Below are 23,777 nucleotides of genomic sequence, written 5' to 3' on the forward strand. Positions count from 1 at the left end.
CAAGCCTGCAAACTGTGTGGACACTTACTGCCGTAAGCTATTTTGTAAGGAGGTGATCCAGCCGCAGGTTCCCCTACGGCTACCTTGTTACGACTTCACCCCAGTCATGAACCACACCGTGGTGATCGTTCTCCCGAAGGTTAAACTAACCACTTCTGGTGCAGCCCACTCCCATGGTGTGACGGGCGGTGTGTACAAGGCCCGGGAACGTATTCACCGTGGCATTCTGATCCACGATTACTAGCGATTCCGACTTCATGGAGTCGAGTTGCAGACTCCAATCCGGACTACGACGCACTTTATGAGATTCGCTAACCATCGCTGGCTTGCTGCCCTTTGTATGCGCCATTGTAGCACGTGTGTAGCCCATCCCGTAAGGGCCATGATGACTTGACGTCGTCCCCACCTTCCTCCGGTTTATCACCGGCAGTCTCCCCAGAGTTCCCACCATTACGTGCTGGCAACTAAGGATAAGGGTTGCGCTCGTTGCGGGACTTAACCCAACATCTCACAACACGAGCTGACGACAGCCATGCAGCACCTGTCTCAGTGTTCCCGAAGGCACTAATCCATCTCTGGAAAATTCACTGGATGTCAAGGGATGGTAAGGTTCTTCGCGTTGCATCGAATTAAACCACATGCTCCACCGCTTGTGCGGGCCCCCGTCAATTCATTTGAGTTTTAACCTTGCGGCCGTACTCCCCAGGCGGTCAACTTAGTGCGTTAGCTGCGTTACTCACGTCTTAAAGACACGAACAACTAGTTGACATCGTTTACGGCGTGGACTACCAGGGTATCTAATCCTGTTTGCTCCCCACGCTTTCGTACCTCAGCGTCAGTCTCTGACCAGGTGGCCGCCTTCGCCACCGGTATTCCTTCCAATATCTACGCATTTCACCGCTACACTGGAAATTCTACCACCCTCTTCAGGACTCTAGCGTGCCAGTTCAAAATGCCATTCCCAGGTTGAGCCCGGGGCTTTCACATCTTGCTTAACACACCGCCTACGTACGCTTTACGCCCAGTAATTCCGATTAACGCTTGCACCCTCCGTATTACCGCGGCTGCTGGCACGGAGTTAGCCGGTGCTTCTTCTGTGGCTAACGTCAACTGTAACCGCTATTAACGATTACCCTTTCCTCACCACTGAAAGTGCTTTACAACCCGAAGGCCTTCTTCACACACGCGGCATGGCTGGATCAGGGTTGCCCCCATTGTCCAATATTCCCCACTGCTGCCTCCCGTAGGAGTCTGGGCCGTGTCTCAGTCCCAGTGTGGCTGATCATCCTCTCAGAACAGCTAGGGATCGTCGCCTTGGTGAGCCATTACCTCACCAACTAGCTAATCCCGCTTGGGCCCATCTCTAGGTGTGAGGTCCGAAGATCCCCCACTTTGGTCCGTAGACATTATGCGGTATTAGCCACCGTTTCCAGTGGTTGTCCCCCGCCTAGAGGCAAGTTCCCAAGTATTACTCACCCGTCCGCCGCTCGTCATCTTCCAGCAAGCTGGAAATGTTACCGCTCGACTTGCATGTGTTAGGCCTGCCGCCAGCGTTCAATCTGAGCCATGATCAAACTCTTCAATTAAAAGTAGTTCAATCAACTCAATAAATTACGCGTTTTTGCTTAACTTCGTTACCGAAGTCTTGCTGAACACTCATTCAAAAGTTGCAATACAATTTTCGTTTGCTTACTTTCGCAAGTGCCCACACAGTTTGCTTGGCTTGATATATTGTTAAAGAGCGTTTCTCAGCAGCCTTGCTGCGAGAGGTGCGTATTCTACACACCTGATGTTTTTCGTCAACACTTTTTTGTAAAAAGATTTTCAGTAAAACATCTGTTTTCGGCGGCTTCGTTGCCTGCCTTGAACGTGGAGCGAATTTTAGAGATTTATGTCCCACCGTCAAGACCTTTTTTGCAATTTTAAGTGGTTTTATTGCCGTTTGCTCGCTTTCTATTCAATTGTGATCAAAGTTAACGTTTTCCGGGCTTTTCTGCCTTATTTCGCTTCCTCGCAGTCCGTTTTGATTTGAATTACAATAGATCGCATAAACAACAACCTAAATACCTTACTGGATTGTATGAATGACCTATAAGTCCATTGACCCGCTTACTTACGATGCGCAGCTTGAACGAAAGAAAGACCAATTAAGCAAAGTGTTTCGCGAAGTGGGTATAGAACAGTTCGACGTCTTTAAGTCCGAGCCCTTGCATTACCGCATGCGGGCAGAGTTTCGACTCTGGCATGAAGCCGATGACCTTTTTTATATCATGTTTAACCCCCAGACACGCGAAAAGGTCCGTAAAGACTCATTTTTGCCCGGTAGCCAGTTAATTAATCAGTTAATGAAAGCGGTGCGGGAGTATGTCATTGATAAGCCAGTTTTGCGCAGTAAGCTATTTCAGGTTGATTTTTTAACAACAACAACCCAGCAAGCAATCGTTTCACTGCTTTATCATCGGCCGCTGGATGACGAATGGCAGCAATACGCCCGGGATTTTCATGATTACTTACAAGCCTTTGCCACGCCCGTCCATCTTATTGGCAGGGCGCGTAAACAGAAAGTGGTATTAGGCAGCGAGGCTGTAATAGAAGAAGTCACCGTTAACGGCCATAGTTATCAAACTATCCAGACCGAAAATAGTTTTACACAGCCCAACGCTGGCATAAACCAGGCCATGATCGAGTGGGTAAGCCACCAGGCTGGCCATAATGAACACGACCTGCTTGAGTTATATTGTGGCAACGGCAACTTTACCTTGCCGTTAGCCCGGCAATTTAAACAGGTATTGGCCACTGAAATTAGCAAAAGTTCGGTTAACGCGGCTCGCGAAGGTGCGCAACTGAATCAGATTGATAATGTCACCATAGTACGTATGTCGGCCGAAGATTTTAGCCAGGCAATTCAGGGAAAACTTGATTCACGTCGTGCCAAAGAAGCGCAGCTGGAGCAATTTGATTGTCAAACCGTACTGGTCGATCCGCCACGGGCCGGGCTGGACTCACTCGCCATCGACTTAGTTAGCCAATACCCGCGCATTATTTACATTTCCTGTAATCCCGACACGCTGAGACGCGATATCCAGTTATTATCCGGTCAGTTTAAGGTTACCGCAGCGGCCATGTTTGATCAGTTTCCGTACACTGAACATGTCGAATCAGGGGTTATTTTGGAGCGTATTACTTAACGCCGGCCAACGCGCCGGCAGGGACGTGAACCAGCTTTCTCGAACGCTGCAGGTTACTCCAGTGAGCATAAATAATGAGTCCGGCGCCAAGCAGAATAATGAATGGCTCACCCAGGTGGCCAAAAATATCTCGCTGGGTATAGATAACAGCGCCGGCTATTAAAGGAATTAAGAGGCGCCATTCACCGTGGCGGCGTGCGCCACCGATTAACGACCACAGACCAACTATAACGCTTAGGCCCAAAATCGTATTTTCCAGCAGGTCCTCACCAATAAAGGCGAATCCTGCCAGAGCCAGCAGTGGCAGGATAACAGGCAGCAACAAACAGTGAATTGCACAAAGGGTGGTGATCCAGATGCCCGCCCTATCCAATTTTTTTTGCTTTGATAATGTCATTGCCGTCCCTCATTCCGTTGCTGTTATATTATAACATACTCTTTCTTATTCCAAGAGGAACGGTCAAATTTTATCTTGCCGCACTAGCAGTTCTGTATCGAAAAGGGCTGGATGTCAGCAATAGAAGGGGCATCGAGAGCAATCATCAGCAATCGATCAAAGCCAAGGGCTACGCCACAACATTCAGGTAATCCATGTTGTATCGCTTCAATAAGACGCTGATCCACGGAAGCCTCTGGTTTTTTGTTTTCGTGCCGACGCTGAATATCACTCTCAAAGCGGCTTAGCTGAGTCGTAGCATCAGTAAGCTCATCATAACCGTTGGCCAGTTCAACGCCCTGGTAATAAATTTCGAAACGCAGCGCAACTCGCTCATCCTGCGGTGAAATTTTTGCCAGCGCCGCCTGCGACGCCGGGAATTCAGTCACTGCCAATGGTATTTGAGAGGGCAGCTTCGGCTCCACTAACAGGTTAAACGCGACTTGCAAAATGGTATCCGTATCGGTTTCCTGCTTCATCCAATCGCCACTGTCACCGCGCCTTTTTAACTGCTCGTGCAAGTCATTTATACCCGCCGGTGTCAGTGGGTCACAGCCTGTAGAGTTTAAAAAAGCTTGCTGATAGGAGATCTGCTGTACGGGTGGAGCCTTAAGACAGTCAACAAGCAGATCGGAGACTTCGCTAATCAGCTGTTTAAGAGTAAATCCAACGCGGTACCATTCCAGCATCATAAATTCCGGATTATGGTAACGGCCGATTTCATCATCTCTAAACACATGGCTTAACTGGTAGATACAACGTTGGTATTGCGCCAGCAAACGCTTCATTGCGTATTCAGGTGATGTTTGCAGGAAAAGACGCAATGCCTTGCCGTCGCTATCACGGCTCAGCTGAGTCGCCATATTGTCTAAATGTAAATCAGTAACACCATGGCGGCTCAGACTTGGCGTATCAACTTCCAGTACACCGCGCTGATAAAAAAACTGACGAATCTGCCGCATTAAGGCGGCTCGTTGTTGCAATGCCGCCCAGGAGGCAGAAGAACGCCAGGTCATCGAGCGCTCCTTTTACTTCTGTACCCGCCCAACGTATTCTCCCGAACGGGTATCGACTTTAATCACTTCGCCGATTTGCACAAACAAAGGTACCCGAACAGTCGCGCCGGTGCTTAAGGTAGCAGGCTTGCCACCGGTTCCGGCAGTGTCCCCTTTTAAGCCTGGATCGGTTTCAGTGATTTCCAGTTCTACGAAGTTGGGCGGCTGAACATTAATTGGGTTGCCTTCCCACAGTGTCAGAGTACATACATCTTGCTCTACGAGCCACTTCTCGGCTTCACCAACAGCTTTTGCATCAGCCGCAACTTGTTCAAACGTCTCGTTATTCATAAAGTGCCAAAACTCACCATCGTTATAAAGGTAAGCCAGCTCAAGCTCGATTACGTCGGCACCTTCAACCGACTCACCGGACTTAAAGGTTTTCTCAACCACTTTGCCGCTGATCAGCTTGCGGATTTTAACCCGGTTAAAAGCCTGCCCTTTACCCGGTTTAACCATCTCGTTTTCAACAATGCTGCAGGGCTCACCGTCCTGCATAATCTTCAAACCACCCTTAAATTCGCTGGTACTGTAATTTGCCATGATATCGTTCCTTTAATCGATAACCTTCAATGCCGGCAATAATAAAACAAACCGTAAAACTTTTCAGGTAAAATAATGGTTTCGTTTGTTTGTCTGAGGCAAGGTTTGAATCAAACACAGGTATTGACTCGTCCGGATTGGCGAATAGAGTTGCAGCGGGCATACAAAAGCCCCGCTGAGTTGTTAACCGCCGTTGGTCTGGATCCCACAGAGTTCAGCAATGACAGTGACGCACGGCGCCTTTTTCCGATGCTGGTACCCCGCCCCTTCGCTCAATTAATGGAGTACGGCAACCGAAACGATCCCTTATTGTTGCAGGTACTGCCCGCTGCCGCAGAGTTTAATAGCCCACCAGGCTTTACTGATGATCCTTTAGCAGAACGTACGCCACAGGTTACTGCGGTTGCCGCGGCCGGTTTATTGCACAAATACCGTTCGCGGGCATTAATTATCCTAAAAGGCGGGTGCGCCGTTAACTGCCGTTATTGCTTTCGCCGTCATTTCCCTTACGACAAGGTTCATTTTAATCAGCAACAGTTAAGGGAAACCGTCCACTATTTAAATCAGCATCAGGACGTTAATGAGGTAATTCTTAGCGGGGGAGACCCGCTGATGGCCAGCGACCGACAGCTTGCGACGATCATTTCTGCGCTTGCTGAAGTCAACAGTTTAAAACGTTTACGAATACACAGCCGTCTGCCTGTTATTATCCCTGACCGTATCACCGCCTCGTTAACCCAGGCACTGACAAGCACACGGCTAAAGCCCGCGCTGGTTATTCATGCTAATCATGGCAATGAAATATCTGCTGCGCTAGGGGCTGCATTGCAACCACTTCGTCAAGCTGGTGTGCATTTATTTAACCAAAGCGTATTGCTCAAGGGCATCAACGATAATGTCGCCGACTTAGTGCAACTGAGCGAGCGTCTCTACGATATTGATGTGTTACCCTATTACCTGCACCAGCTGGATAAAGTGCTGGGCGCGGCGCATTTTGATGTGGACCTCGCTCACGCGAAAACGCTTTGGCGGCAGCTAAATGCTTCCTTACCTGGCTTTTTAGTTCCTAAATTAGTACAGGATATAGCAGGTCAGCCGAGTAAAACGCCAATCATGCCCGATGGTTTGGCAAGAATATAAAGCAAGAGAGTCAACAAAAAGGTAGTTTATGAGTGAGTCGATGAATTCAATCGAAGAAAAACTGAAACAACACTTACAGGTTTTATACCGCCAGGTCGTCGATGCGGATGCATATCTTGATAGCCTGCGCCAGCAGGGAAAGGCTAAATTTCAGGACATTTTTGCTGATAATGAGGTATTTAAAACGTCCAGTAACCGCTTTCAGCCCTACTTACAGGAAGTGACCGAAAACATTGAACAGTGGCAGCTGCAGCAGGATAACGAAGCTTTACTACAAATTATCGTGCAGCAACTGCAACTGCTCACCGAAACATTAGCGCGGCTTAAGCAGATTCGGCAGGCGGGTTAGCCTGGTCCCGGAACGTATCGATAAACCAGTCACGCAACATCTTTTTCTCGAAATACAACGCGTCGTTGCGCGTATGCCGAGTCGCCGTGGTATCAAATTCAAAACTCATGTCTTTTAAATTAACATCAGCCTCTTTGATAACACGGCCGTCCGCACTTTTCAGTTGGTAGCTGAAATCCATGGTAGGAAAGTCAATGGTGCGCACGATGCGGATATGACTGGAAGCGCTCTGTCCAAAAGTTGGCTCCAGGCGACCGGTTAAATCAATATCAGTAACCGTCATACTTAACATTTGTCCATCCGGGAGATCTTCGGCTAACTTACCCAGATAATCCTTTAATTCTTCCATACGCTTTTCCTGAAAGCGCTTTTCGATGCCATCAGCGGGCTCAAAGTCGGTGTAATCTTCTACCCCTTCAAAATTCACTTCGGCTTCACCAGCGACACTTTTTAGGCTGGTAAAAGCCAACAGGATAGCTAATGTCATTAAACTTAACTTACGCATTGATTGTACTCCTACAATATTAATCAAGAATTTAGACCCAAAGTAGGCACAAAAATTCCTACATGCTGTTAAGTTTAGTCCGCATTTTAGAAGAAACAAAAAAAGGAGCCGACGTGTCGGCTCCTTTTTTGTCTTACAGACTGGGCAAGCATTGCTTACATCATGCCGCCCATACCGCCCATACCACCCATGTCGCCGCCTGGCATGCCGCCGGCGTTGTCATCCTGTGGTAAGTCAGCAACCATAGCTTCGGTTGTGATCATCAGTGAGCCAATCGAAGAAGCAAACTGTAATGCAGAACGTGTGACTTTGGTTGGATCCAGAATACCCATTTCCAACATGTCGCCGTAGCTGTCATTACCTGCGTTGTAACCGTAGTTACCTTCACCGCCACGCACGTTGTTTGCAACAACAGAGCCTTCAGCGCCGGCATTCATAGCGATTTGCCGTAATGGTGCTTCCATTGCGCGCAAGGCTAAGCGGATACCTACGTTTTGCTCTTCGTTATCGCCACGCAGTTCGGCCAACTGGCTTGCTGCGCGAACTAAAGCAACACCACCGCCCGGTACAACGCCTTCTTCTACCGCTGCACGAGTTGCATTTAAGGCATCTTCGACGCGCGCTTTTTTCTCTTTCATTTCAACTTCAGTTGCAGCACCAACCTTGATAACCGCAACACCGCCGGCTAGTTTAGCTAAGCGCTCCTGCAGTTTTTCGCGGTCGTAGTCAGAACTTGTGTCTTCCATCTGCTGCTTAATTTGTGCAACGCGACCTTCGATAGCTGCATCATCACCATTGCCATCAACAACCGTTGTATTGTCTTTAGTGATAACGACACGTTTTGCTGTACCCAGATCTTCAAGTTGGGTTTTTTCCAGTTCCATGCCGATTTCTTCAGAAACTACCGTACCACCGGTTAATAGTGCAATATCCTGTAACATGGCTTTGCGACGATCACCAAAGCCAGGAGCTTTGACCGCGGCAATTTTAACAATACCACGCATGTTATTAACAACCAGAGTGGCTAAGGCTTCGCCTTCTACGTCTTCAGCAATCAATAGCAAAGGTTTACCTGCTTTCGACACACCTTCCAGAATAGGCAGAAGCTCACGGATATTGGAAATTTTCTTATCAACTAGCAGGATGAACGGATTATCCAGCTCTACTGAACCGCTTTCCTGATTGTTAATAAAGTAAGGTGACAGGTAACCGCGGTCAAACTGCATACCTTCTACTACGTCTAGCTCATCAGTTAAGGCCTGACCTTCTTCAACTGTGATGACGCCTTCCTGACCTACTTTATCCATTGCTTCGGCAATGATTTTGCCGATGGTTTCATCAGAGTTAGCCGAGATGGTTCCAACTTGGGCGATAGCTTTGCTGTCAGCGCATGGCTGAGAGATTTTTTTAAGTTCGGCTACAGCAGCAACAACCGCTTTATCGATGCCACGCTTAAGATCCATTGGATTCATGCCGGCAGCAACCGCTTTTAAGCCTTCGTTGACAATAGATTGTGCAAGTACTGTTGCAGTGGTTGTACCGTCGCCAGCTTCGTCGTTAGCTTTAGACGCAACTTCTTTAACCATTTGCGCGCCCATGTTCTCGAACTTATCTTCCAGTTCGATTTCTTTTGCTACGGACACGCCATCTTTGGTAATGATTGGAGCACCAAAAGATTTATCCAGCACAACATTGCGGCCTTTAGGACCCAGAGTTACTTTGACTGCGTCCGCCAAAACGTTAACACCTTTTAGCATTTTTTGACGTGCAGTGTTTCCAAATTGTACTTCTTTAGCTGCCATTTTGCTTTCCTCTTAAATACGATTTACGGTTCGTGTCTATTTTGAGCAACAGTTATTCGGCGATAGCCAGGATGTCGCTCTCGCTCATAATCAAATACTCTTCACCGTCGATTTTTTCGGTTTTTACACCATAACCTTCGTTGAACAGCACGTTATCACCGACTTTTACGTCCAGCGTGCGCACTTCACCGTTTTCTAAAATACGTCCGTTGCCAACCGCAACGACTTCACCGCGGGTTGATTTTTCTGCCGCAGATCCGGTCAGAACAATGCCGCCAGCTGATTTTGCTTCGACTTCGATGCGTTTAATGATGACTCGATCGTGTAAAGGACGAAGTTTCATTGTTGATAACTCCTCAACCTATTGTTGTTAGTGGTTAGTACCCCTAAGGGGCGTTAAAACATGGTGTGCTCATTAAATGGGGGATGAAATTTTGTTATCAAGGGTTTGGTCAAAAAATTTTATCGATTTTTCTTATTAACCGGGCCAGACAAATTGTGCTATTTTGCAGCCTTAAACTGGCTGGGCAAAGGTGCAAATAATATGAAGTGTTCGGTGCTGAAATTTATTGGCGTGTGGCTGCTTGCTATGTCTTTTATAGCTCCCGGCTATGGCCAGAACAGCAACCCATTTAGCAGTGAGCCTGAATTCTTGCCGGTTGAACAGGCGTTTGAAGCCGAACTACGTCAGGGTGATGTTTTAACCGTCAGCTTTAATATTCAGCCGGGCTATTACCTGTACAAACATCAATTTAAGGTTGAGCCCGCCAGCGCCTTACAACAACCAATTAATTTTCCCCCAGCCGAAGCGCACGTTGATGAATTTTTTGGCGAAACTCAAATTTTTCGTGATTATGTTGAGTTTGAGGTGCATTTAAAGCCGGATCTCCAGGCCCAGTCTGTAACACTACAATATCAGGGTTGTGCTGATGCGGGTCTCTGTTACCCGCCAACCAAGCTCGATTTATCTGAACAACAGAGCCAACCGAAAACTAATCCGGATCCGGCTACCCCAAACAGTGATAACAAAGGCGATGAGTTATTCAATCTACAGCAACAACCCATGGCCTGGTCGTTGTTTCTCTTTTTTATACTGGGCATCGGTCTTGCCTTTACCCCTTGTGTTTTCCCGATGTACCCCATTTTGTCATCCATTGTCATTGGCGATAAACCGCGAACATTCAAAAATGCCTTATGGCTGTCATTTATCTACGTTCAGGGTATGGCGATTACCTATTCCTTACTCGGGCTTTTGGTCGCGCTTGCGGGTATGCAGTACCAGGCTTATTTTCAACACCCTGCCGTGCTGATCGTATTAAGCGCTGCTTTTGCTGTATTTGCCTTGAGTATGTTAGGGCTTTACAACATCCAGCTGCCGGGTTCCTGGCAAACAAAGTTGCAGGCGGTAAGTGGCAAACAGCGGGGCGGCTCTACTCTTGGGGTGTTTTTTATTGGTGTTATTTCCGGCTTAGTGGCCTCCCCCTGTACCACAGCCCCACTGTCCGGCGCGCTTCTCTATATTGCTCAGTCGGGTGACGTGGTATCCGGTGCGGCAATTCTGTATGCGTTAAGTTTGGGCATGGGTATACCTTTGATCATCTTTGGCGTCTCCGGCGGTAAATTACTGCCCAAAGCCGGCGCCTGGATGAATGTTGTTAAACATAGCTTTGGCTGGTTGTTACTGGCCGTGGTCGTAGTGTTACTGGAACGTTTATTAGCAACGCAACAAAGCTTCTGGTTGTGGGTCATTTACTTTATTGCCTTAACCACCTTTATGGGTCAACACTTACTGACCTTTAAAAAGTGGTACGCCCGGGCCTTACTCTTTATCTTGCTGACTGCCGGCAGCACTGTTGGCATGTACTGGCAGGTCGATAAGTTACAAAAAGCCGAGCAAGTCCATGGTCTGTTTTATGCAGTCGCCAATAGTACCGAATTACAGCAACAGCTGGACCAGGCTCAGCAAGCCGGAGAGTGGGTTATGCTGGATTTATACGCCGATTGGTGCGTTGCCTGCAAAGAATTTGAACAGTATACATTCGCCGATGAAAAGGTCCGTCGTCAGTTAAGTGCGATGCGTCTATTGCAGGCTGATGTCACTTCTAATGATAAGGCTGACCAAAAACTGTTAAACCAGTTCCAGGTACTGGGCCTGCCTACTGTAATGTTCTTTTCTCCTGGCGGTGAAGAGTTACGGGAGTGGCGTATCACTGGCTTTAAGGGGGCCGATGAATTCGTGCGCCACCTGGAGCAGATGAAGTCGGCGGCCAGCCCATAACTTGCGGCGAAAAGCGGTGATAAGACCAGTATTTTGCTGCATTTGCCACATCATGTTCTATAATGCATAAATAAAGCTGGCTATCTGTTACTTTTGGTATCCCATTTCCAAAACAACAACTAAGCCGACACGTTTAAAACATTTGGCAACATGATGAACACAAAAGAAGCAGAAAAAACAAAAGTGTTGGTGATTAACGGACCTAATCTTAATTTATTGGGTACCCGTGAGCCCGAAGTCTACGGTAGCCAAACGCTTGTGGACGTGCAGCAACAACTGATCAGTTTAAGCCAACCTTACAACCTTGAGGTTGATTTTGTGCAGTCTAACGCCGAAGCAGAATTAATCGAAGCGATTCACGAGGCACGTAATGCGGTCGACTTTATCATAATAAACCCCGCCGCATACGCACACACCAGTATCGCATTACGCGATGCGTTAGCCGCCGTTTCGATTCCGTTTTTTGAAGTACACATTTCCAACATATACCGACGCGAGAAGTTTCGCCATTTTTCTTATTTAGCCGATATTGCCAGTGCGACGCTCAGCGGCTTTGGAACTTATGGCTACTCATTAGCAATGCTCGCGATCATTAACCAATTACCTCGTAATTAATTGAAGGCAGACGATTACCATGGACATACGTAAAATTAAAAAACTGATCGAACTGGTCGAAGAATCTGGCATCGCCGAGTTAGAAATCACTGAAGGTGAAGAGGCCGTGCGTATTAACCGTTACAGCGCGCAACCTGCGCCGGTTCAGTACGCCGCTGCACCAGCCGCCGCACCGGCACCAGCTCCCTCTGCTGCGCCAGCCGCTGCTAGCAGTAACGCAGAACCCGCGCCGCAAGAGCCTTCAGGCCATATCCTTCGTTCACCGATGGTTGGTACGTTTTATGAGTCGCCGTCACCGGACGCAGCACCTTTTGTTTCGGTTGGCTCAAAAGTTAACGCCGGCGATACTCTGTGTATCGTTGAAGCAATGAAAATGATGAACCAAATCGAAGCCGATAAAGGTGGCGTGGTTAAGCAAATCCTGGTCGAAAACGAAGAGCCGGTTGAATTTGATCAACCGCTGTTTGTTATTGAATAAGCCCTTACTGAACAACTTAAGCACCGGGAATTTATCATGCTAGATAAAGTGGTCATTGCTAACCGAGGCGAAATCGCATTGCGAATTCTTCGCGCTTGTAAAGAGTTGGGTATTAAGACAGTTGCTGTTCACTCAACCATTGATAAGAATTTAAAACACGTGTTGCTTGCCGATGAATCGATTTGTATCGGTAAAGCGCCGGCTTCAGAGAGTTATCTCAACATACCGCGGATCATTAGCGCGGCGGAGATTACCGACGCTGCAGCCATCCATCCGGGCTATGGATTTTTAGCCGAAAACGCAGATTTTGCTGAACAAGTTGAAAAGTCAGGGTTTACTTTTGTCGGGCCCACTGCTGATGTCATTCGTCTGATGGGTGACAAAGTATCAGCGATAAGAGCCATGAAAAAAGCCGGTGTACCCTGTGTGCCGGGGTCCGACGGACCGCTGGATGACGACACTGAGCGCAACATCAAGCTAGCTAAACGCATTGGCTATCCAATTATTATAAAAGCTGCCGGCGGTGGCGGCGGCCGTGGTATGCGGGTGGTCCGTCAAGAAAGCGAATTAGTTAGTGCCATTAGCATGACTCAGAATGAAGCACGGGCGGCTTTTGGTAACCCGGTTGTTTACATGGAAAAGTTTTTGGAAAACCCGCGCCATGTCGAAGTGCAAGTGCTTGCTGACGGCCAGGGCAATGCGATTCACTTGGGCGAACGTGATTGCTCGATGCAGCGGCGCCATCAGAAAGTGGTTGAAGAGGCACCAGCACCCGGCATCACTCCGGAAATGCGCAAATTTATCGGTGAGCGCTGTGCTAAAGCCTGCATAGAGATAGGCTATCGCGGTGCCGGCACCTTTGAGTTTTTATACGAAAATGGCGAGTTTTATTTCATCGAGATGAATACGCGTATTCAGGTTGAGCATCCAGTCACGGAAATGGTTACCGGTATTGATTTAATTAAAGAGCAGTTGCGTATTGCCGCTGGCCGCCAATTATCAATCAACCAGGAAGATGTCGTCATTCGTGGCCACGCTGTCGAATGCCGTATTAATGCAGAAGATCCTGATACTTTTGTACCCTCGCCCGGTCAAGTCACCCGTTTCCATTCGCCCGGCGGCTTTGGTGTGCGGTGGGACTCCCATGTTTACGCTGATTACAAAGTACCGCCCAATTACGACTCCATGATCGGCAAACTGATAACTTATGGCGAAAACCGTGATATTGCTATTGCCCGCATGCGAAATGCGCTCAGCGAGCTAATCATTGAAAATATTAAAACCAATGTACCGCTGCAAAAAGATATTATGGCGGACGAAAACTTCCAGCATGGTGGTACCAACATCCATTATCTGGAGAAAAAGCTTGGTTTAGGGGGACACTAATACCGTGCCCTGGATACAACTTACTTTGTCGAGCAGTGAACAGCGGGCGCCCCAGGTGGGCGACCTGTTGATGGCAAATGGAGCACAGGCGGTAACCTACCGGGACGGTGCCGACACGCCGATTTTTGAACCACCGTTAGGCGAAGTACTGTTTTGGCACCATACGTTAGTCACAGGCTTGTTTGATGCCGACGAGGATCTTACTACCGTTGTTGCGGCTCTAGAACAGTCAGACTTACTGAAGTCTCCGCTACAATATAAAACCGATGCCTTAGAGGACAAAGACTGGGAACGAGAATGGATGGATCGATTTCAGCCCATATGCTTTGGTCAACGATTGTGGGTATGTCCGAGCTGGCGTGATATTCCAAAGCCAGATGCCGTTAATATTCTTCTGGACCCTGGTATGGCCTTTGGCACCGGCACCCACCCCACCACGGCAATGTGCCTGAGCTGGCTGGATAGTAACCCACCCGAGGGGCTTGAGGTTATCGACTTTGGATGTGGCTCGGGTATCCTGGGTATTGCCGCCCTGAAACTGGGGGCACAGCACGCAATAGGTATTGATATCGATCGACAAGCACTGATTGCCACTAAAGACAATGCGCTTCGTAATCAGGTAGCTGATGCCTTTGACGTTTTTCTACCTGGCGAAGCACCAGCAACATCAACTCAGTTAGTGATGGCTAATGTACTGGCCGGCCCATTAAAAGAGTTGGCTGAAGTTATTCTCAGTTATGTCGCTGCAGGTGGCCAACTTGTGCTGTCAGGAATTCTTAGCCATCAGGCCGAGCAAGTGATGCAGGCTTACCAGCCTGTCATCGAGTTTGACCCAATAACCTCCGACGGCGACTGGGTAATGTTATCCGGCCGACGGCAAAACAACTGAATACGCTATAGCAGCCGGTTTTTGTCAATAGTAAAAATTTAAAAAAAGGCGGCTTTTGCATACTTTTTCGCCTTTCCTTTAGGCGGTAAATTCCATAAAATTCTTCACCCTTTTCGCTGCATAGTTTTTAACCGATGCGGATTGGTCAGTACCACTTAAAAAATAATGTAATTCTTGCGCCAATGGCCGGTGTAACCGATCAGCCATTCAGGCAATTGTGCCATGAGCTGGGTGCCGGGTTAACAGTGTCTGAAATGCTGTCCAGTAATCCTAGAGTCTGGGCGACAGATAAGTCGCGACAGCGCATGGATCACTCCGGCGAAGTTGGCATTCGAGCGGTCCAGATAGCCGGTTGTGAGCCAGCTTTAATGGCTGAAGCGGCGCGCCTGAACGTTGCCAAAGGCGCTCAGATCATTGATATTAATATGGGCTGCCCGGCAAAAAAGGTGAACAAAAAATTAGCGGGCTCGGCGTTAATGCAATACCCGGAGCTCGTTGAAGAGATTCTTGCCGCAGTGGTGCAGGCAGTAACCGTACCGGTTACTTTAAAAACTCGTACCGGCTGGAATCCAGAACAAAAAAACGGTATTAAAATTGCTCAAATTGCTGAGCGTTGTGGTATTCAGTCATTAGCCATTCATGGCCGCACACGTGCCTGCATGTATAAAGGTAATGCCGAATACGACACCATCAAGGCAATAAAAAAATGTGTATCGATACCGGTTGTTGCTAACGGCGATGTAACGACGCCGGAGCAAGCCCGACAGGTACTTGATTACACCGGTGCAGATGCCATTATGATTGGTCGTGGCGCTCAGGGTAACCCCTGGCTATTCCGCGAAATCAACCACTTTTTACAGCATGGAGAGCTGATGGCCCCTCCGACGCTGGCAGAGGTGGCATCAACAGTCATACGCCATGTGCGCAATCTGCATCAGTTTTATGGTGATTACCAGGGCGTCCGCATTGCTCGTAAGCATGTCGGCTGGTACATCAAAGCGCAGCCAAACGGCAGCGAATTTCGCCAACAGTTTAATCAAATCGAGCAGCCCTCGCAGCAGCTTGATTCATTAGAAAATTATTTTGTCACTGTAGAAAAGAGATAAGCGCATTATGTTTGATCAAAACCCTAACCGTGAGAATGCATCACCTTTAACCACTATCGGCAATAATTCGCAACCGAAGCCTTTGCGCGACTCGGTGAAGCAAGCGCTAAACAGCTTTTTACGGCAACTAGACGGCCAAGATCCTGAGGAGCTTTACGAATTGGTTCTGTCAGAAGTTGAGGCTCCCTTACTTGAGGAAGTAATGACTTACACTCGTGGGAACCAGACCCGGGCTGCAACCATGCTGGGTATTAACCGCGGCACCTTACGCAAAAAGTTGAAAAAATACGGCATGAATTAAGTAGTACAAAAAGAGCGCTCCCGAGCGCTCTTTTTTCTTTTAGTCTACGTAATTTACCTTGTTAAACGAAAGGCAAACCTATGCAAACCCGACCTATTCAACGCGCTCTTATTAGTGTTTCTGACAAAACCGACGTTGTAGAATTCGCCACTCAACTTGCGGCTAAAGACATTGAAATTCTCTCTACCGGTGGCACCGCTACATTACTTCGTGAAGCCGGCATACCGGTAACTGATGTTTCCGAGCACACCGGCCAGGCTGAGATCATGGGCGGTCGGGTAAAAACCCTGCACCCGTTAATACACGGGGGTATCTTAGGACGCCGCGATATCGATCAACAGGTGATGCAAGAGCAAAATATTGCGCCGATCGATTTAGTTGTCGTTAACCTTTATCCTTTTAAGGAAACGGTTTCAGCAGCCGACTGTGTTTTAACCGACGCAATTGAAAATATTGATATTGGCGGACCCACTATGGTCCGTGCTGCCGCCAAAAACTACAACGATGTCACTATTGTTGTTAGCCCGGAAAATTACCAACGGGTTTTGGATGAAATGTCCAGTAACGGCAATTGTGTTTCAGAGCATAGCCGTTTTGAACTGGCCGTAGCCGCTTTTGAACATACGGCACAGTATGACGGAATGATCGCAAACTACCTTGGCGCCCAGTTAAGTGATAACGAACAGCAGTTCCCGCGCACACTAAACCTACAGGTAAAGCATAAACAAGCGTTGCGTTATGGCGAAAACAGTCATCAGACTGCAGCATTTTACAGTGACCCTGAAGTCCCGTCGGGTACAGTTTCAAGTGCAATTCAATTACAGGGCAAAGCTTTGTCCTTTAATAATATTGCTGACACCGATGCCGCTCTGGAATGCGTAAAAAGCTTTGCCCAGCCAGCCTGCGTTATTGTCAAGCATGCAAACCCCTGCGGTGTTGCCATTGCCGATAAGCTCAGCGACGCTTATCAGCAGGCTTTTAAGACAGATCCTACCTCAGCATTTGGCGGCATTATTGCCGTTAACCGCGAACTAGATGCCGATACTGCAGCAGCCATTATTGGCCAGCAATTTGTCGAAGTCATCATTGCACCAAGCGTTAGTGATAAGGCTAAGCATATCGTTGCCGAGAAGAAAAATGTGCGCCTGCTCGAGGCGGGAGCGTTTCAGGCAAGTGCCGAACAGTGGGATTATAAACGCGTTAATGGCGGCCTGCTGGTGCAGCAGGCCGATACCCTGGACTTTAATCGTGATGATCTGAAAGTGGTCAGCAAGGTAGAACCCACTGAAGCACAAATGGCTGATTTACTATTTTGCTGGAAAGTTGCTAAGTTTGTTAAATCTAACGCGATTGTTTATGCCAAAGACGGCATGACCATAGGCGTTGGCGCAGGCCAAATGAGCCGGGTTTACAGCGCAAAAATCGCCGGCATTAAAGCGGCCGACGAAGGGCTTGAAGTGCAGGGTTCAGTAATGGCCTCTGATGCTTTTTTCCCATTTCGTGATGGCATTGACGCGGCTGCTGAAAATGGTATCCAGGCCATTATTCAGCCAGGCGGCTCAATTCGTGATGAAGAAATTATTGCCGCTGCCAACGAGCATGGCATTGCCATGGTATTTACCGGAATGCGCCATTTTCGGCATTAATGAGCAGTAAAAATTAATGTTAGTTGCCGCCCCGGACGATTGGGGCTAGTCTTAAAATATCTGTTTTAAACTAAGGAGCACACTAATGAGACATTCAGCCATAGCTTTAATTATAGGTTCTGCAGTCACCCTTGCCGCCTGTGATTCAGGGCCGCAGCAAAGCTCGGTTCCTGAGCTTGATGACAGCCAGACAATGACACTGGAAGAAGCCGTTAAACATCCGGATCGTACACCGCAATATGTGCGCCGCGATGAACATCGGAACCCGGTAGAGACCCTGGAATTTTTCGGTGTCGAACCGGACATGACGGTGGTCGAAATATGGCCCGGCGGCGGCTACTACACTGAGATACTGGCGCCGTACCTTGAAGCCGAGGGTACACTTTACGCAGCACACTTTCCTGAAGAAACAAACAGCGACTATTATCAGCGTTCACTTGATAAATTTAAGCAGCGGGTTTCTACTGAGCCGGTTTTCGGGCGCGTAGAAATTACCGAGTTTGCGCCGACAACACCGCTTGAGTCCGATATCGCTCCGCCTAGTAGCGCTGACCGGGTACTGACCTTCCGCAACTTACATAACTGGTATATGGGCGGCGGTGAAGAAGCCGTGCGTGAAGCCTTTTTACAGTTCTACCAGGCCCTTATCCCGGACGGAGTATTAGGTGTTGTCGATCACCGTCTACCTGAAGATGCCACTGATGCAGCTATGGCAGAGAGTGGCTATATAAAAGAGAGCTGGGTAATTGGTATTGCGGAAGAGGCCGGCTTCCAGTTTGTTGAAAGCTCAGAAGTTAATGCCAATCCCAAAGACTCAGCCGATCATCCTAAAGGTGTCTGGAATCTGCCACCCACCCTTAATGTGGCCGAGGGCGATGATCCTGCATTTTATGAAGCCATTGGTGAAAGCGACCGCTTTACACTTAAATTCAAAAAACCTGTTAATTAAGGACCTTTATGAAAGTTTTGGTTGTCGGCGCTGGTGGCCGCGAACATGCTCTGGCATGGAAAGCGGCGCAGTCGCCAAAAGTTGACACAGTCTATGTGGCTCCGGGGAACGCCGGAACAGCGCTGGAGCCCGGCCTCACGAATATCGATATTAGCCCTGAAGATATTCAGGCGTTAGTCGATTTTGCCAGGCAGGAGTCTGTCGAGCTAACCATCGTGGGTCCAGAAGCACCTCTGGTTCTGGGCATTGTCGATCGATTTAACGAAGCCGGCCTGAAGATCTTCGGACCAACCGCAGCGGCTGCGCAGCTGGAAGGTTCGAAAGCTTTTAGCAAGGATTTCTTAAAGCGTCACAATATTCCAACCGCCGCTTACCAAAACTTTACCGATGTCGAATCAGCCAAGAACTATGTCCGGGCTAACAGCCTGCCAATCGTCATTAAAGCCGACGGATTAGCCGCTGGCAAGGGGGTTATCATTGCCACTACAGTGCAACAGGCAGACGTTGCTATTGAAGACATGTTGGCAGGTAATCGCTTCGGTGACGCGGGCCACCGGGTTGTCATTGAAGAGTTCTTAGAAGGCGAGGAAGCCTCGTTTATCGTCATGGCCGACGGCGACAATGCTGTAGCTTTTGCCTCAAGCCAGGACCATAAAGCGCGCGATAACGGCGATAAAGGTCCAAATACCGGCGGTATGGGCGCCTACTCGCCGGCCCCCGTTGTCTCTCCTAAGGTGCATGACTGGGTTATGCAGCACGTTATTAAGCCCACTATCAAAGGTATGGCCGAAGAGGGACATCCTTACACCGGATTTTTGTATGCGGGGCTTATGATTAGTGCCGATGGCAGTGCCAAAGTGCTTGAATATAACTGTCGATTTGGCGACCCGGAGACACAGCCCATTATGATGCGCCTTAAGTCCGATCTGGTTGAGTTGTGCGAACAGGCAGTGGCCGCAGAACTTAAACCCGTACCCGTTGATTTCGACTCTCGCGCTGCAGTTGGGGTGGTTATGGCAGCCGGGGGCTATCCGGCCAGCTATAGCAAGGGTGATACAATCCATGGGTTGCCAAACGACTCCCACGAGGACACTAAAGTGTTTCACGCCGGCACCAAGCTCGCCGATGACCAAGTCGTTACTCAGGGAGGCAGGGTGTTGTGTTGCACTGCACTGGGCGACAATGTCACCGAGGCGCAGCAACGCGCCTATCAACTGGTCGAGCAAATCAGCTGGGACAACGTGTACTACCGCACTGATATTGCCCACCGTGCAATTAGTCGAGAGCAGTAACCGATAAGAAAAGTGGCAGCCTTTACACTACTGGCTGCCGCTTTTGTCGACTAATCTTCAATAATTAAATCGTCTTCGCTGTCTTTCGCCCCGCCAGTGTCAAAGCTGTCGTCGGCAAACTTGCCTTTGCCATACATACTGGCCACTTTAGGACGATGAATACGAGCCTGATACTTTGCCCAGGCTTTTTCGACGGTACTAACAGGGGCACTTTCGCCCTTTGCCGCCGCCAACAGTTGCAGGTCGTGAGAATCTTCGGGTAAGTATTCGCCTTTTAAAAGTGCGGTAATCAGACACCCATACTGCGTCAGGGCATCGCTCTCTTTTATCGAAAAATCGCCTGAACGGGAAAAACCATAAGGATAATTACGAAAATCATTAAAAGGTCTCTTGAGCAGAGACTCGCGGGTTATATTAGTCATGGCAGGCATCCTAAAAGACTAAAACCAAACAAAAAGGCCCGTCGCTAATTTGCGACAATGACGATATAGAACTTAGTCAGGCCGTTGTCAATAGTTTTATAAAAAAGCCGCCATGAGACTTTTCCCGCTAAGCAGAAGAGAGACGACCATGAGTACCGCTGCCATCATGTTTTGCCAGCCAGTATTTTTATAGTTTCCTAACGCGGGCTTATTACACAGCCACCACAAAAAGCCCACCATTATCGGCAACAGAATGCCATTAGCGACCTGCGCCAGCCAGATAACACTCACCGGCTCCAGACCCAGGCTACTGATAACCACACCAATAAAAAGTATGCTTAACCAGATCGCTCGGAACGAACGGCTATCGAGCTGTTTTGACCAGCCCAGGATGCCACTGACAGCGTAAGCGGATGCTAAGGGCGCTGTCGTAGCCGAGGAAATCCCTGCGGCAAATAACCCCACTGCCATCAGGTATTGTGCAGATACTCCAAATAAAGGCTCCAGTGATCCCGACAAGTCGGCGGCGCTGTTTATGCTTGCCTGATGCCCAAAAAATGCGGTGGCGGCTGTCGCCAGGATAGCCATTGAAATCAACCCTCCCAGTGGAATAGAAATCAGGCTATCCAACTGAGCTGCTTTAAGCTGCGCTTGGCTATGCCATTTCTTTGCTGCACTCGAGGCGTGCAGGAAGAGGTTATACGGCACGACAGTCGTGCCAATCAAAGCCACCACAGTTAAGGTTGCTCCGTCCGGAAGTGAAGGAATTAACAGCCCCGGAATAACCGCAGAAAAATCAGGTTTGGTCAGTAAAAAAGTACCTACAAAAGCAAGACTCATGAGCAACACGAGCCCGATCAGTGACTTCTCGATAACTTTTGCACTGCCAGACCACAACACAAAAAATGCCACCACGCCTACCAATAATGGCCAGGCATCGACAATACCCAGCGCTGGCATGGCTAACGGACCCAATAGGCCGGCTAAGCCAAGGCTGGCACCGGATAAATTCCCTCCCTGATAGACGCTGTTGCCGACCAAAATAGCGACAAAAATAAGTCCGGTAAAAAACACCCGGGCTAACGGGTGGGGCAAATTACTTTTGATATTCTCGCCCAGCCCTTGCTGGGTTATTACGCCAATGCGCAGTGCCATTTCCTGAAGAATAAGACAGGCAACCACTGAAAATAACAGCGCCCATAACAACGCATAGCCAAAATTTGCGCCTGCTAAGGAGGCGGTAACCACAGTGCCGGGACCAATAAATGCAGCAGCGACTAATGCGCCCGGACCAAACTGAGAAAGCTTCACTGCTTCGGACCGGGTAGGGTTATTAGTTCAACCCAGTCGTTTTTCAACAACACCGATAAGTCTTGCTGAAATGCTTTACGGGCAGTACCAAAGTCGACTTTTAAGCGCAGCGCGCCACAGGCACGATTACGACCCTCCCGCTTGCCTTGATAAAGTGCCATGTCAGCAATCTGCAGTGCCCGCTCCCAGCCCACCTGACTCTCATCCAGACCATCAAAGGGTAGCTGAATAAAGCCAAGGGTAGCGGTTACCTCAACCTGCTGGTTTTCGGCCGTGATAGGTTCAGCGGCGATGACGCTGAGCGTGCGCTCAGCAAAGCGCTGTAGCCCTTGCATATCAATATCGACGAGGTGGAATAAGAATTCCTCACCCCCCCAGCGTATCAGCGAGTCTTTAGCGCGGCAGATACTCTGCAGGCGGCGGCTAATTTCCACTAACACTTCATCGCCCGCCGCGTGACCTAATTTATCATTAATCTTTTTAAAGTGATCAATGTCCAGCAAGATAAGAGCATCCCGGGAGGCAATACTTTGCGACTGCCGGGCCTTCATTCCCTCCTGCATGGCTCGTCTGTTCAACAGTCCCGTTAACGGGTCACGCATTGACTGGTCCGCTAAGGTGCTATTGGTTAAGTTCAGTAGGCGGTTACTGCGCCGGGTTTTCCGGTACAAAACGAATAAGAGGATGGCGCTGGCAACTACTATCAGCATGACGAGCAACCAAATCAGCTGTTGCTGTTGGTTATTTTTTATCACTTGTTCTTTCAGCTGATTTTGTTGTTCGAGCAAATCGATTTGCTGAGCTCTGTCGCGTGATTGATAAACAGCCTGAAGTTCAGCGATGTTTTGCCGTCGAGAAGTTTCTGAAATTTCTTCTTTTAACTTGATTTGCTCTTTTAGTACCGCGGATTGTTGCTGATAACGCTCCAGCAAACCATACGCCTCTGCCAGTTCACCCAGCAGCATTTCGAGCTCAAGTTTAGGCAGCGTCTCTCGAAACTCTTCGAGCACCTTCTCCATTTGCTTGATTCCCAGACTATCCCCTTCTTTAACCCGGAGGAATCCAAAGTTAAACTCGAGAGTTGCCTGCATCTCGGTGTATTCAAGCTGCTCTGCTAATTCCTGTGCTTGCGCTAAGTTTTTTTGCGCCAGCTCATATTGTTCTAGCTTAATATAAGCGTCAGCAAAATTATTTAAGATAATAACTTGCTGATATGTCAGCTCGAGTTTTTGCGCTAGCTGATAGGCTTTAGTTAAACTGTCCAGCGCTTGTTCATAATCCTTTTTCGCTGCCTGGGCATAATATTTCGTAAACCAGAAGTCATAGGACGTATACTCGTCACCATTTTCCACCGCTTCGTCGGCGTGGCGATTAACCAACGCAATGGCTTCGTTCCACTGTTCAGTGGCAAGGTAAAGATTGGCAATTTCACTTAACAAATAAAGCCGCCGTCCGGCATTTAGCTCAGAATCGATTTGGCTGAGGGCGGTCTGCGCTTTTAGTAGGTTCGCCAGCGCTTCATCATAACGCTCCCATTCGCTGTACACTGAAGCCAATAAGTTGTGTGCATAGTAGCGGATCCTGGCCGAGGTGGTTTGTTCCAGCAACCTTTCCAGCTCGGGGACCCGTAAAAACGCCTCGCCACGCTTGCCTTCCATGGCCAAAAAGTCGATCTCATGGGCAAGTATTTCTGTTTGAGCGTCCACGGCTTTAACTGCAACAGCCTGCTGCCATAACTGCTCAAGGATTTCGTAAGCTTTTTCAGCGTCATCTGCATAAAAATATTCAGAGGCCCAATAAGCTTTAGCACGCACATAGCTAAGGAATGGGGTAGCAGCATCCACATCAGCGACAATTTGCTGTAAAAACTGCCTGGATTCTGTTTCATCGTCAAAAGACAAAGCCAGGTAATCATCCAGGCGTTGTTCCAGGGCGGGGTCAATTTGGCTTTCGTCTACGACTTTTTGGGCATAGCTATTGGCTATCGACAGGAGTATAAAAACAGCTATCGTTAAAAAGTAGAGAGAACGTACTGAGGTTTCCGCCCAATGGTCTTTTAATTGCTTAATCATAAACCTCGCGGTTT

22 protein-coding genes and 1 rRNA gene are annotated in these 23,777 nt (G+C 48.5%); 13 read left to right on the forward strand and 10 right to left on the reverse strand.

The window, feature by feature from the left end; all coding sequences use genetic code 11:
* Nucleotides 1-45 precede the first annotated feature (45 nt).
* Nucleotides 46-1,586 (reverse strand): 16S ribosomal RNA (locus tag LG288_RS10505).
* Between the two features lie 498 nt (nt 1,587-2,084).
* On the opposite strand from LG288_RS10505, the gene trmA reads away from it, so the two are divergent.
* Entirely contained in the window at nt 2,085-3,188 is a 1,104-nt protein-coding gene (gene trmA / locus LG288_RS10510; protein WP_404400310.1) for a tRNA (uridine(54)-C5)-methyltransferase TrmA, read from the forward strand.
* On the opposite strand, the gene LG288_RS10515 is transcribed toward trmA, so the two are convergent.
* The 3 genes from LG288_RS10515 to efp all read right to left on the reverse strand — a co-directional run bounded on the left by LG288_RS10515 (nt 3,181) and on the right by efp (nt 5,222).
* The gene (locus tag LG288_RS10515; protein ID WP_404400312.1) at nt 3,181-3,585 is read right to left on the reverse strand and encodes a MerC domain-containing protein; all 405 of its coding nucleotides are present in this window, start codon (nt 3,583-3,585) and stop codon (nt 3,181-3,183) included. The genes trmA and LG288_RS10515 overlap by 8 nt on opposite strands.
* Before the next feature lie 83 nt (nt 3,586-3,668).
* Nucleotides 3,669-4,640: an elongation factor P--(R)-beta-lysine ligase gene (epmA, locus tag LG288_RS10520; RefSeq protein WP_404400314.1), complete on the reverse strand. Its 972-nt coding sequence runs from the start codon at nt 4,638-4,640 to the stop codon at nt 3,669-3,671.
* A gap of 12 nt (nt 4,641-4,652) precedes the next feature.
* Nucleotides 4,653-5,222 (reverse strand): elongation factor P, encoded by a 570-nt coding sequence (gene efp / locus LG288_RS10525; RefSeq protein ID WP_404400316.1) that lies wholly within the window; start codon nt 5,220-5,222, stop codon nt 4,653-4,655.
* Nucleotides 5,223-5,327: 105 nt separating this feature from the next.
* On the opposite strand from efp, the gene epmB reads away from it, so the two are divergent.
* Together epmB and priC are read left to right on the forward strand one after the other, a co-directional pair.
* On the forward strand, nt 5,328-6,362 hold the full coding sequence (epmB, locus tag LG288_RS10530; protein ID WP_404400318.1) for an EF-P beta-lysylation protein EpmB: 1,035 nt from the start codon (nt 5,328-5,330) through the stop codon (nt 6,360-6,362).
* A gap of 40 nt (nt 6,363-6,402) precedes the next feature.
* On the forward strand, nt 6,403-6,711 hold the full coding sequence (priC, locus tag LG288_RS10535) for a primosomal replication protein PriC (RefSeq protein ID WP_404400320.1): 309 nt from the start codon (nt 6,403-6,405) through the stop codon (nt 6,709-6,711).
* On the opposite strand, the gene LG288_RS10540 is transcribed toward priC, so the two are convergent.
* The 3 genes from LG288_RS10540 to LG288_RS10550 all read right to left on the reverse strand — a co-directional run bounded on the left by LG288_RS10540 (nt 6,686) and on the right by LG288_RS10550 (nt 9,361).
* Nucleotides 6,686-7,216, reverse strand: a complete 531-nt coding sequence (locus tag LG288_RS10540; RefSeq protein ID WP_404400322.1) for a DUF3016 domain-containing protein — start codon at nt 7,214-7,216, stop codon at nt 6,686-6,688. The genes priC and LG288_RS10540 overlap by 26 nt on opposite strands.
* 155 nt (nt 7,217-7,371) lie before the next feature.
* Nucleotides 7,372-9,018 carry a chaperonin GroEL gene (gene groL, locus LG288_RS10545; protein WP_404400324.1) on the reverse strand — a complete coding sequence of 549 codons (1,647 nt, stop codon included), beginning with the start codon at nt 9,016-9,018 and terminating at the stop codon, nt 7,372-7,374.
* A 52-nt stretch (nt 9,019-9,070) separates the two neighbouring features.
* Nucleotides 9,071-9,361 carry a co-chaperone GroES gene (locus LG288_RS10550; RefSeq protein ID WP_404400326.1) on the reverse strand — a complete coding sequence of 97 codons (291 nt, stop codon included), beginning with the start codon at nt 9,359-9,361 and terminating at the stop codon, nt 9,071-9,073.
* 201 nt (nt 9,362-9,562) lie between these two features.
* Between LG288_RS10550 and LG288_RS10555 the strand changes: the two genes are divergently transcribed.
* The 10 genes from LG288_RS10555 (at nt 9,563) to purD (ending at nt 19,958) form a co-directional block, all read left to right on the forward strand.
* The gene (locus LG288_RS10555) at nt 9,563-11,296 is read left to right on the forward strand and encodes a protein-disulfide reductase DsbD (protein WP_404400328.1); all 1,734 of its coding nucleotides are present in this window, start codon (nt 9,563-9,565) and stop codon (nt 11,294-11,296) included.
* Between the two features lie 153 nt (nt 11,297-11,449).
* Nucleotides 11,450-11,911: a type II 3-dehydroquinate dehydratase gene (gene aroQ / locus LG288_RS10560; protein ID WP_404403105.1), complete on the forward strand. Its 462-nt coding sequence runs from the start codon at nt 11,450-11,452 to the stop codon at nt 11,909-11,911.
* A gap of 19 nt (nt 11,912-11,930) precedes the next feature.
* The gene (gene accB, locus LG288_RS10565) at nt 11,931-12,389 is read left to right on the forward strand and encodes an acetyl-CoA carboxylase biotin carboxyl carrier protein (protein WP_404400330.1); all 459 of its coding nucleotides are present in this window, start codon (nt 11,931-11,933) and stop codon (nt 12,387-12,389) included.
* 36 nt (nt 12,390-12,425) lie between these two features.
* Nucleotides 12,426-13,775, forward strand: a complete 1,350-nt coding sequence (gene accC / locus LG288_RS10570; RefSeq protein WP_404400332.1) for an acetyl-CoA carboxylase biotin carboxylase subunit — start codon at nt 12,426-12,428, stop codon at nt 13,773-13,775.
* A 4-nt stretch (nt 13,776-13,779) separates the two neighbouring features.
* Nucleotides 13,780-14,664 (forward strand): 50S ribosomal protein L11 methyltransferase, encoded by an 885-nt coding sequence (gene prmA / locus LG288_RS10575; RefSeq protein WP_404400334.1) that lies wholly within the window; start codon nt 13,780-13,782, stop codon nt 14,662-14,664.
* A 134-nt stretch (nt 14,665-14,798) separates the two neighbouring features.
* The gene (dusB, locus tag LG288_RS10580; RefSeq protein WP_404400336.1) at nt 14,799-15,770 is read left to right on the forward strand and encodes a tRNA dihydrouridine synthase DusB; all 972 of its coding nucleotides are present in this window, start codon (nt 14,799-14,801) and stop codon (nt 15,768-15,770) included.
* Nucleotides 15,771-15,777: 7 nt separating this feature from the next.
* Nucleotides 15,778-16,071 (forward strand): DNA-binding transcriptional regulator Fis, encoded by a 294-nt coding sequence (fis, locus tag LG288_RS10585; RefSeq protein ID WP_404400338.1) that lies wholly within the window; start codon nt 15,778-15,780, stop codon nt 16,069-16,071.
* A gap of 80 nt (nt 16,072-16,151) precedes the next feature.
* Nucleotides 16,152-17,717 (forward strand): bifunctional phosphoribosylaminoimidazolecarboxamide formyltransferase/IMP cyclohydrolase, encoded by a 1,566-nt coding sequence (purH, locus tag LG288_RS10590; RefSeq protein WP_404400340.1) that lies wholly within the window; start codon nt 16,152-16,154, stop codon nt 17,715-17,717.
* 85 nt (nt 17,718-17,802) lie between these two features.
* Entirely contained in the window at nt 17,803-18,666 is an 864-nt protein-coding gene (locus LG288_RS10595; protein ID WP_404400342.1) for a class I SAM-dependent methyltransferase, read from the forward strand.
* A gap of 8 nt (nt 18,667-18,674) precedes the next feature.
* Nucleotides 18,675-19,958 (forward strand): phosphoribosylamine--glycine ligase, encoded by a 1,284-nt coding sequence (gene purD, locus LG288_RS10600; protein WP_404400344.1) that lies wholly within the window; start codon nt 18,675-18,677, stop codon nt 19,956-19,958.
* Between the two features lie 50 nt (nt 19,959-20,008).
* On the opposite strand, the gene maoP is transcribed toward purD, so the two are convergent.
* From maoP to LG288_RS10615, 3 genes are all read right to left on the reverse strand, one after another.
* Nucleotides 20,009-20,380, reverse strand: coding sequence for a DUF413 domain-containing protein (maoP, locus tag LG288_RS10605; RefSeq protein ID WP_404400346.1), 372 nt, complete (start codon nt 20,378-20,380; stop codon nt 20,009-20,011).
* Nucleotides 20,381-20,476: 96 nt separating this feature from the next.
* Nucleotides 20,477-21,691, reverse strand: a complete 1,215-nt coding sequence (locus tag LG288_RS10610) for an Nramp family divalent metal transporter (protein ID WP_404400348.1) — start codon at nt 21,689-21,691, stop codon at nt 20,477-20,479.
* Nucleotides 21,688-23,763, reverse strand: coding sequence for a diguanylate cyclase (locus tag LG288_RS10615; RefSeq protein WP_404400350.1), 2,076 nt, complete (start codon nt 23,761-23,763; stop codon nt 21,688-21,690). Before LG288_RS10615 ends, LG288_RS10610 begins: the two co-directional genes overlap by 4 nt.
* Nucleotides 23,764-23,777 lie beyond the last annotated feature (14 nt).

This window comes from Idiomarina seosinensis (assembly GCF_044797955.1).
Taxonomy (GTDB): Bacteria; Pseudomonadota; Gammaproteobacteria; order Enterobacterales; family Alteromonadaceae; genus Idiomarina; species Idiomarina seosinensis_A.